Annotated in this window: 9 protein-coding genes; 3 read left to right on the top strand and 6 right to left on the bottom strand. The window is 60.0% G+C overall.

Features of this window, described 5'->3' with window-relative positions; translation table 11 throughout:
* Positions 1–224: 224 nt before the first annotated feature.
* The 6 genes from BW09_RS08555 to rpmB form a co-directional block, all read right to left on the bottom strand.
* Positions 225–1,850, bottom strand: a complete 1,626-nt coding sequence (locus BW09_RS08555; RefSeq protein WP_140463835.1) for a metal ABC transporter solute-binding protein, Zn/Mn family — start codon at positions 1,848–1,850, stop codon at positions 225–227.
* Positions 1,851–1,949: 99 nt separating this feature from the next.
* Positions 1,950–2,117: a 50S ribosomal protein L32 gene (gene rpmF, locus BW09_RS08560; RefSeq protein WP_094667360.1), complete on the bottom strand. Its 168-nt coding sequence runs from the start codon at positions 2,115–2,117 to the stop codon at positions 1,950–1,952.
* A complete protein-coding gene (locus BW09_RS08565) occupies positions 2,117–2,239 on the bottom strand; it encodes a 50S ribosomal protein L36 (protein ID WP_003813936.1) in 123 nt (40 codons plus the stop codon). Before BW09_RS08565 ends, rpmF begins: the two co-directional genes overlap by 1 nt.
* A gap of 29 nt (positions 2,240–2,268) precedes the next feature.
* Entirely contained in the window at positions 2,269–2,574 is a 306-nt protein-coding gene (gene rpsN / locus BW09_RS08570; RefSeq protein WP_140463837.1) for a 30S ribosomal protein S14, read from the bottom strand.
* 15 nt (positions 2,575–2,589) lie between these two features.
* Positions 2,590–2,760, bottom strand: coding sequence for a 50S ribosomal protein L33 (gene rpmG, locus BW09_RS08575; protein WP_044089945.1), 171 nt, complete (start codon positions 2,758–2,760; stop codon positions 2,590–2,592).
* Positions 2,761–2,924: 164 nt separating this feature from the next.
* Positions 2,925–3,164, bottom strand: a complete 240-nt coding sequence (gene rpmB / locus BW09_RS08580) for a 50S ribosomal protein L28 (protein ID WP_044089944.1) — start codon at positions 3,162–3,164, stop codon at positions 2,925–2,927.
* A 52-nt stretch (positions 3,165–3,216) separates the two neighbouring features.
* On the opposite strand from rpmB, the gene BW09_RS08585 reads away from it, so the two are divergent.
* From BW09_RS08585 to BW09_RS08595, 3 genes are all read left to right on the top strand, one after another.
* On the top strand, positions 3,217–4,113 hold the full coding sequence (locus BW09_RS08585) for a hypothetical protein (RefSeq protein ID WP_258185037.1): 897 nt from the start codon (positions 3,217–3,219) through the stop codon (positions 4,111–4,113).
* A gap of 299 nt (positions 4,114–4,412) precedes the next feature.
* Complete coding sequence (locus BW09_RS08590; RefSeq protein ID WP_140463839.1) at positions 4,413–5,339, top strand: metal ABC transporter solute-binding protein; 927 nt, start codon at positions 4,413–4,415, stop codon at positions 5,337–5,339.
* Positions 5,340–5,617: 278 nt separating this feature from the next.
* Entirely contained in the window at positions 5,618–7,690 is a 2,073-nt protein-coding gene (locus BW09_RS08595; RefSeq protein WP_140463841.1) for an LTA synthase family protein, read from the top strand.
* Positions 7,691–7,705: the final 15 nt, after the last annotated feature.

Here is a 7,705-nt window from a genome sequence, read left to right on the forward strand (position 1 = left end):
CATTGGATAATGATAGTGGTTATCGTTTAGAAGGCAAGTCGGATGGTTGTGCGGGAAATCCGCGAACCTGACGCCATGGTCGCGCCGGTCCGGTGCGCCGGTGCCGTCGTGCCCGAAGAATGGCGAGACATGATGATGCGCCCCGATCGGCGGAGAAACATGTTTCCGATCGGGGCGCAAGTGGTGGTTCAGGGGCCGGCTCGGGACGACGCCGCGGGTATGGCTCAGTGCGCCAGAATCTCCGTGGCGATCTCCTCGCCGCTCATCGACGCCGGGTAGTAGGTGGGCCAGTTGTCCATCTCCTTCAGGGTCTCCTCCTGGGAGGAGTCACCCATGAAGATGTGGAAGTGGGCGGACTTGCCCGGCGCGATGCCGTGGTCGGAGAACTGCACGACCTTCGGTGCGCCCTCGGGCACGTCGCCGGTGGCGGTGAACAGGAACCTTACGCCGCGGTTGCCCTTGGCGTAGTCGAGGATTCTGAATCCGTCGTACTGGTAGGTGGCGGTAGCGGTCTTGCCGTCGCGGGTGAAGCTCATCTGGTTGCCCGTGATGACGATCTTCTCCACGTCGGTCTTGTATCCGGTGTCGTAGTACTGCTTGTACTCCTCGGCGGTCATGTCGCCCTTCTTGGCCTTTGCCTCCATCACCGTGTCGAGTGTGCCGTCCTGAAGGTACGGGTATACGGACTGCCATTCGCCCTCGTAATCGGACAGGGTGCGGTCTTTGACGTCCTGCGTGAGGAAGAAGCCGTTCGTGGTGTCGGTGGCCAGCGCCTGCTTGGCGATCAGGGTGAGCCAGCCGAGCAGTGTCTTCTGGTTTTCGGGCAGCTGTTCGGTGGCGGAGATGATCGTCTTGTTGCTGGAGAGCGCGGCTTCGTTGAGCTTCTTGGCGAAGCCGCCCATCTCCTGCGGGTTGACGACGAGGATGTCCACGTCGTCGCTGGCGACGATGTCCATCGCGTTCTTGAGGTCGGCGGCGGACGGCTCGGACTCACTGTTCATCGCGTTGGTGTAGGTTTCGGGGGTCTTGTCGGTCGCACCGATGTAATCGAGCAGGTAGCTGATGATCGACTCGGTCGCCACGTAGTTGCGTTCGACTCCCGCGGCGCGGCCCTTGTTCACGAGGGCGACGAAGTCGGCGTACTCGCCGTTCCACTCGTTGAAGTGGCGCTGCACGGTGGCGGCGGTCTTCGAGTTCTCGCCTGCCTTGGTCACGTAGGCGTCGTTGATTGCCTCGGCGGCCTTGAGCACGCCTTCGGGGCTGAACCACACGTGGGGGTTCGTGGAGCCGTGGTGATGGTGGTGACCCTCCTCGCCTTCCTCGCCTTCCTCATGCTCGTGGGAGTGCTCCTCGGTGGCGGTGATGCCCATGAGGTCGCCCACGTTCACGATGGTCTGCTTGTCCGGGTTAAGCTGAGCCTTTTCCGCCCAGCCGTCGTATCCGGCGCCGTTGAGCACCACGATGTCGGCCTTGGCGAGCTTCGCGAGGTCCGAGGCGGTGGCCTCGTAATCATGCGGATCGGCGGAGGTCGAGTTGATCAGCGAAGTGACTTCGGCACAGGAGCCGCCGAGTTGCTCGGCAAGCGAACCCCACTGATTCACCGAGGCGACCACGGTGAATGTCGTGTCGCAGGAATCCGCAGCCGTCGCCGTGGTGCTGCCGCCGGGCTCACCGCCGGACGTCTGGCCTTGTCTTGCGTAGGCGAATCCGCCGACAATGCCGCCGGCGAGCAGCGCGCCGACGCAGAATGCGGCGATGGCGGCGATGATTGGCTTGCGGCGTTCGCCGATGGCTGCGCGAGCATCGGGATTGGTTTCGGGTGTGGGCTGGCTAGCGTTTGGGTTAGTCATGTTTGGGCTTTCTACCTGATTGTTCGTATTGTTCTGATTGTTCAGTTTCTGGGTGTGCTCTGCTTGTCAACACATTTCCGACGCAGGACACGCGGGACATTAGGGCTTCATATACCCCTTCCGTACGGCTGCGGCCAGATTCTGGGGAACCTGGACGACTTCGCCTTCCGGTGTGGTGACCGTGGCCAACTGTGGAACTTTCGCCTTCCAATTGGCTCGGCGTGAGCGGGTGTGCGACCGTGAGGTCCGGTATTTCGGCAGTGCCATCAGCCTTGCCTCGCTTTCCAATGCGGATTCTTCTTATTGATGACGTACAGATGTCCGCGGCGCCGGACGACGTAGGAGCCGTCCTTACGCGCCAGCGATCGAATGGAGGATTTGACTTTCATGGTGTTGCTTCTTATCTACGGTTTGTGGGTCACCAGCTTGATTTCACTACGCCGGGCAATTCGCCCTTATGCGCCTTTTCGCGCAGATTGATGCGCGAAAGCCCGAACTTGCGGTTGAAGGCTCGCGGCCGCCCGTCGATGGAGTCCCGGTTACGTAGGCGGGTCGGGCTGGCGTCGCGGGGGAGCGCATGCAGTTTGCGCATGGCTTCGGCCCGTTCCTCGGGCGGCAGGTGCGGGTTGACGCTGTCCCGCTTGTATTGCGCTCGCCGTTCGGCATATTTCGCCACGATGCGTTCGCGCTGCATTTGTCGGTTGATTTTGCTGGTTTTGGCCATGGGATTTCCTCCTGTTCAGCGCGATTCCCGGAAGACGACGCGCCTGCGCACCACCGGGTCGAACTTCAGCAGTTCGAGTCGGTCCGGCGTGTTGCGTCGGTTCTTGCGGGTCGTGTAGGTGAAGCCGGTTCCCGCCGTGGATTTAAGGGTGATGACCGGTCTGATCTCCGATGATTTGCTTGACATGATGCTTCGACTGCTTTCTATTGGTTGTCTGTTGGTTGCATCTCAGGTATCTGACGGATGGCTGTTGGGTGCCTAATGGTTTCCTGCCGAGTGCGCATCGCAGGGCTGATGAGCGTCGCCCGCGTCGAGCAGCCAGTGTCTGCCGAGCGAGTATCGGGCGCGAGTCATCGGTTGACGTTCTGGTTGCGGCGGATGCGAGCGAGCGCCGCTTCGATGCCGATGCGGTCGATGGTCTTCATGCCTTTGGCGCTCACGGTGAGTGTGATGGTGCGTCCCAGAGACGGGGCCCAATACCGCTTCGTTTGCAGATTAGGCGAGAAGGTTCGTTTGGTTTTCCGATGCGAATGGGAGACGCGATTGCCGGTGGAGGCATGCGTGCCCAGGATTTGACATTGTTTGGACATGATTGCAGACTATACACCATAATGATAACCATTATCAAAAAGAAAGGTCGTTATGATTCATCCGGTATTGCAATCATTGGGAAACGCGGAACGCGGCGCTGGCGTGCCGGTGGTGCTGCTCACAGGGGCGGATCGGCTCAGTCTTGATGCCGTTGCGTTTTCGTTGGCTGATTCCTGTCCGTCCATATGCTCGATCGCCTATGACGTGCGTCCGAATGCCGCCGTCGAGTCCGGGCTGGACATCGTGCGTACGATTACTCGACCGCGAGCCGACGATCTGGCATTCGGGAAGACCGACTCGTTCGCCTTGGAGGAATGCTGCATGAGTTGCACGGTGAAGCATGACGTCGGACGCGTGCTGAAGTCAATATGCTCGGCGTTTGCAACAGGTGTCGGGGTGGGATCGGAAGTGCCGCCAAGGATTGAGTCGAATGGGTTGTCGGATGCTATGGGGATTTCCGCGTCCGCGTCGCCGGAATCCCTGTCGTTTACCATGCCTGAGGCGTTCCTTGTCTCGTTGCCGGTCGGTTTGGAGGGCTCTCTGGTGGCGCAGTATCTGACGGATTTGTTCCGCCTTGATGACTGGAGTATGCCGTTGTTCGTCGGTGTCGTCGCCAATGCGGTGGGTCTTGACGAGTTCGAGGAGCGGTTCTTCGACGACGATCGGCTGTGTCTCTATGGCTTGGGTGAGGAGGATGGCGTCTATGATGAGCGCTCCACTGGTGCCGTGGTCTCCCGCCTGATTCGAGAGTCTTCGTGCGTATTGGAGCTGCCGGTGGTCGGAGCCGGCTGTTTGGCGCGTCATCTGGATGCGGATGGTGAGTGCCGGTGCCGTGACATCATTCGCGCTATAGCCGACTGCGATGCGCTGATATGCGAGGACGCCCATACCGTAAGTCTGATGGAGCTGGTGGGTGTGGCGTCCGGTGCAACGGTGCCACGTGTCTGAGTGCGCGCTGATGCAGGGCTGATTGGAATTGGGTGAATAGGTCAGGTGGATGAGAGCATCGCGATCTGTGTCGTTCGGCATTGCTTGGTCATGCTGTGTTTTGCTGTGTTGCTGCGTTACGGAGGGCCGGGTGTTGAAGATTGTGACGGGTCGCGCGGCCGAATGAGAACACGCCGAAACAAATGCAAATGATAATAGTTCTCAATATGTGTTATTCTGTCGTCTCGGTGGCCGGGCGATGATGCAACAGCATCAGCATCGCCCGGCCTGGCAGTTGAAATAGAGAGGAAACCCAAACCATGTCCATCATGTCCAATGCCAAGCGTGCATTCGCCGTCGCGGCTGCTGCCGCGACCCTGTTCTCGATGGCCGCCTGCGGCTCCAGCAACGCCGACAGCAACACCAAGTCCGATTCCAGCGCCGCCGCATCCTCCGGCAAGATCGAGGTCGTCGCCTCCATCAACCAGTGGGGTTCGGTGGCCGCCGACCTTGGCGGCGACAACGTCGAAGTCACCAATATCATGACCAAGACCAACGTGGAGGCGCACGACTACGAGCCCACGGCCGCGGACGTAGCCAAGTTCGGCTCGGCCAAGGTGGCTGTGGTCAACGGCGCCGACTACGACCCGTGGGCATCCAAGGCGGCCGGGTCCACCAATGCCACGCTGGTTGACGCCGCCGAAACCGCCGGCATCAAGGAGGGCGACAACCCGCACGTCTGGTTCTCCGCCGAGGTCCGCTCCGCCACCGCCGACGCCATCACCGCCGCCTATCAGAAGGCCGACCCGGACAACAAGGACGACTACGCTCAGCTCAACAAGGACTGGCACGCCAAGGAGGACAAGCTCGAGTCCAAGATCAAGGAGACGTCCGCCAAGACGGCGAACCTGCCCTATGCCGCCACTGAATCCGTGGCGTGGTATCTGGCCGACGACCTCAAGATGAGCGACGCCACGCCGAAGGGCTATGCGCAGGCCTCCGCCAACGAGAGCGAGCCGACCCCGGCCGACATCAAGGACTTCCAGGACGCGCTGAAGGGCGGCTCCATCAAGATGCTGGTCTTCAACTCCCAGGAGGCCAACTCCACCACCGATCAGATCACCGGTGCGGCCAAGGATGCCAACGTGCCGATCGTGGAACTCACCGAACAGATGCCGTCCGAATACGACAACCTGCTCGACTGGATGGATGCCCTGGTCGATCAGTTCGCCGCCGCAGTGAAGTGACTTGGCGACAGGCGGTAATGCGCAACAGACACAACGGTGCGTGATCATAATCAATAAGCCGATCGAATAGCGCGGTTCGCATAGGGATAGTGAGAACGCGAGCTATTGGGGAAGGCTCCTTGTATACGGGTGCTTCGGTTATGCCGAGGCACCCTTTGCACTATTCTGAGGAGTCAGAGAACCGTAAAGAATCGTCGCATGATCATGATTCCCCAAGGTTGTGCGGTAACAATAGCCCTTTGGAAATATTGAAGAAACAATAGGTAAACTGCAGGCGAATGAGCGAGAACACCAGTAACACCACATCGAAGTTCCGTTGGCGGCTCTGGGAGAACCGGGCCGAGGCGGACGAAGTCACCCCGAAGCACCCGCACAAGCCGTTCCCCGGCTGGTTGTACGGCGTGCTGTTCCTCGTATTCGACATCATCGCCGTGGCGGCGCTCGAAGTGGGTGTCTCCTCCAGCTCCACGCGTGTGCAGCTTTCCAGCCCCACGGTCGGCTTCGGATTCGTCAGCAAAATGTGGACCGACGGCAATTTCGTGTTCCTGCTGAACGTGATATTGGTCGGGTTGCTGTATCTGGCGCTGCTCATGCTGTTCAACCGGTTCTGGACGGCCAGCATCGTGATCCTCGCGGCCGGCATCTTCGTGGCCGCGATCGAGCATTTCAAGGTGGAGATCCGATATGAGGCTATCCTGCCCGCCGATCTCGGATTCCTCGGCACCAACACCGGCAACATGCTCACCTTCATCCCGGCCGGGGCCCACGTGACCATTTTGGTGGCGCTGGGCGCATTCATCGCATTGGTGGCGCTTATTCTGGTGCTGCGTCATTTCGATGGGCGCCAAGGCCGTATGATCCGCACCGGGAACATGGGGCTGAGCTTCGCCTCCCGGTTGATTCTGCTGTTGCTGCCACTGCTTGCCTTCTCCCTGTACTGCATGCAGGTGAGCACCACGGATTCCTGGGCCAACAAGCTCTCCTTGGGCATGGGCGACAAGCCCTCCATGTGGGATTCGGTCTATGATGCGCAGCGCAACGGCCCGCTCGTGGCCTTCACCCGTCAGGTCAACCCCAAGATCATGGATAAGCCGGGCGACTATTCCGAGCAGACCATGAAGGAGGTGGCGGCGCGCTACGAGCAGGAGGCCAAGCGGATCAACGCCTCCCGCGCCAACAATCTCAACGATTCCACCGTGGTGTACGTGCTGTCCGAATCATTCTCCGACCCGAGCCGTGTGCCCGGGCTGAAGGTCAACAAGGACTCCATGCCCAATATCCGCAAGATCAAGGAGAACACGACCTCGGGTCTGATGCTCTCCTCGGGCTATGGCGGCGGCACCGCGAACCTCGAATACATGGGGTTGACCGGCCTGTCGATGGCCAACTTCGACTCCTCTCTCACCAGCCCGTACCAGCAGCTGGTGCCCGGCGCTCATTGGGCGCCCACCATCAACCAGATGTGGGGCGCGCCCGCGAATTCGCTTGGCTACCACCCCTACGAGTCGAGCATGTATTCACGCGCCACGAACTACAAGAAGTTCGGATTCTCGCACTTCTATACGCTGACCGGCCCTGATGTGATCAAATACCAGGACAAGATCGACGATTCGCCCTATGTCTCCGACAAATCCTCGTACGATTCGGCGCTTGAGGGCATCAAGGACGGCACCGCGAACAAGTTCATCCAGATCATCACGATGCAGAACCACATGCCCTACCACGAGTGGTACAAGGACAACGACTTCACCGTCGAATCCACCACCGGCACGCCATTGGAGAAGGATGAGCAGGAGTCGATCGAAACCTATCAGAAGGGCGCGTCGATCACCGATCAGGCCACGAAGGAATTCCTGGACGAATTGGACAAGCTGGACAAGCCGGTCACCGTGGTGTTCTACGGCGACCACCTGCCCGGCATCTATTCCTCGGCCAGCCAGGATGACGGCAACTCCTTGGCCCTGCATCTGACCGATTACTTCATCTGGTCGAACAAGGCGTCCGGCACCCAGGGCGTCAAGACCGATGACGCCGCCTATTCCTCACCGAACTTCTTCGTGGCCCAGGCCGCCGAGCATATGGACGCCAAGGTGTCGCCGTATCTGGCGTTCCTGACTGAGATGCACGCGAAGATCGCCGCCATGGAGCCACCGGTGGTCAACCAGATCCAGGGTTGGGAGCGCATCCCCGAAGGCCAGAGCATCTATCTGGACCAGGATGGCGAGCCGATGTCCACCGAGGACTTCGACGAGGGGACCAAGCAGCTGCTCGCCGACTACAAGCTCATCCAATACGACATCACCGCCGGCAAAAACTACCTCAAAAACACCGATTTCATGACACTGCCGTAAAGCGGACAACCCGGT

It is taken from the genome of Bifidobacterium sp. UTCIF-1 (genome assembly GCF_006408915.1).
In the GTDB taxonomy this organism is placed as follows: Bacteria; Actinomycetota; Actinomycetes; order Actinomycetales; family Bifidobacteriaceae; genus Bifidobacterium; species Bifidobacterium reuteri.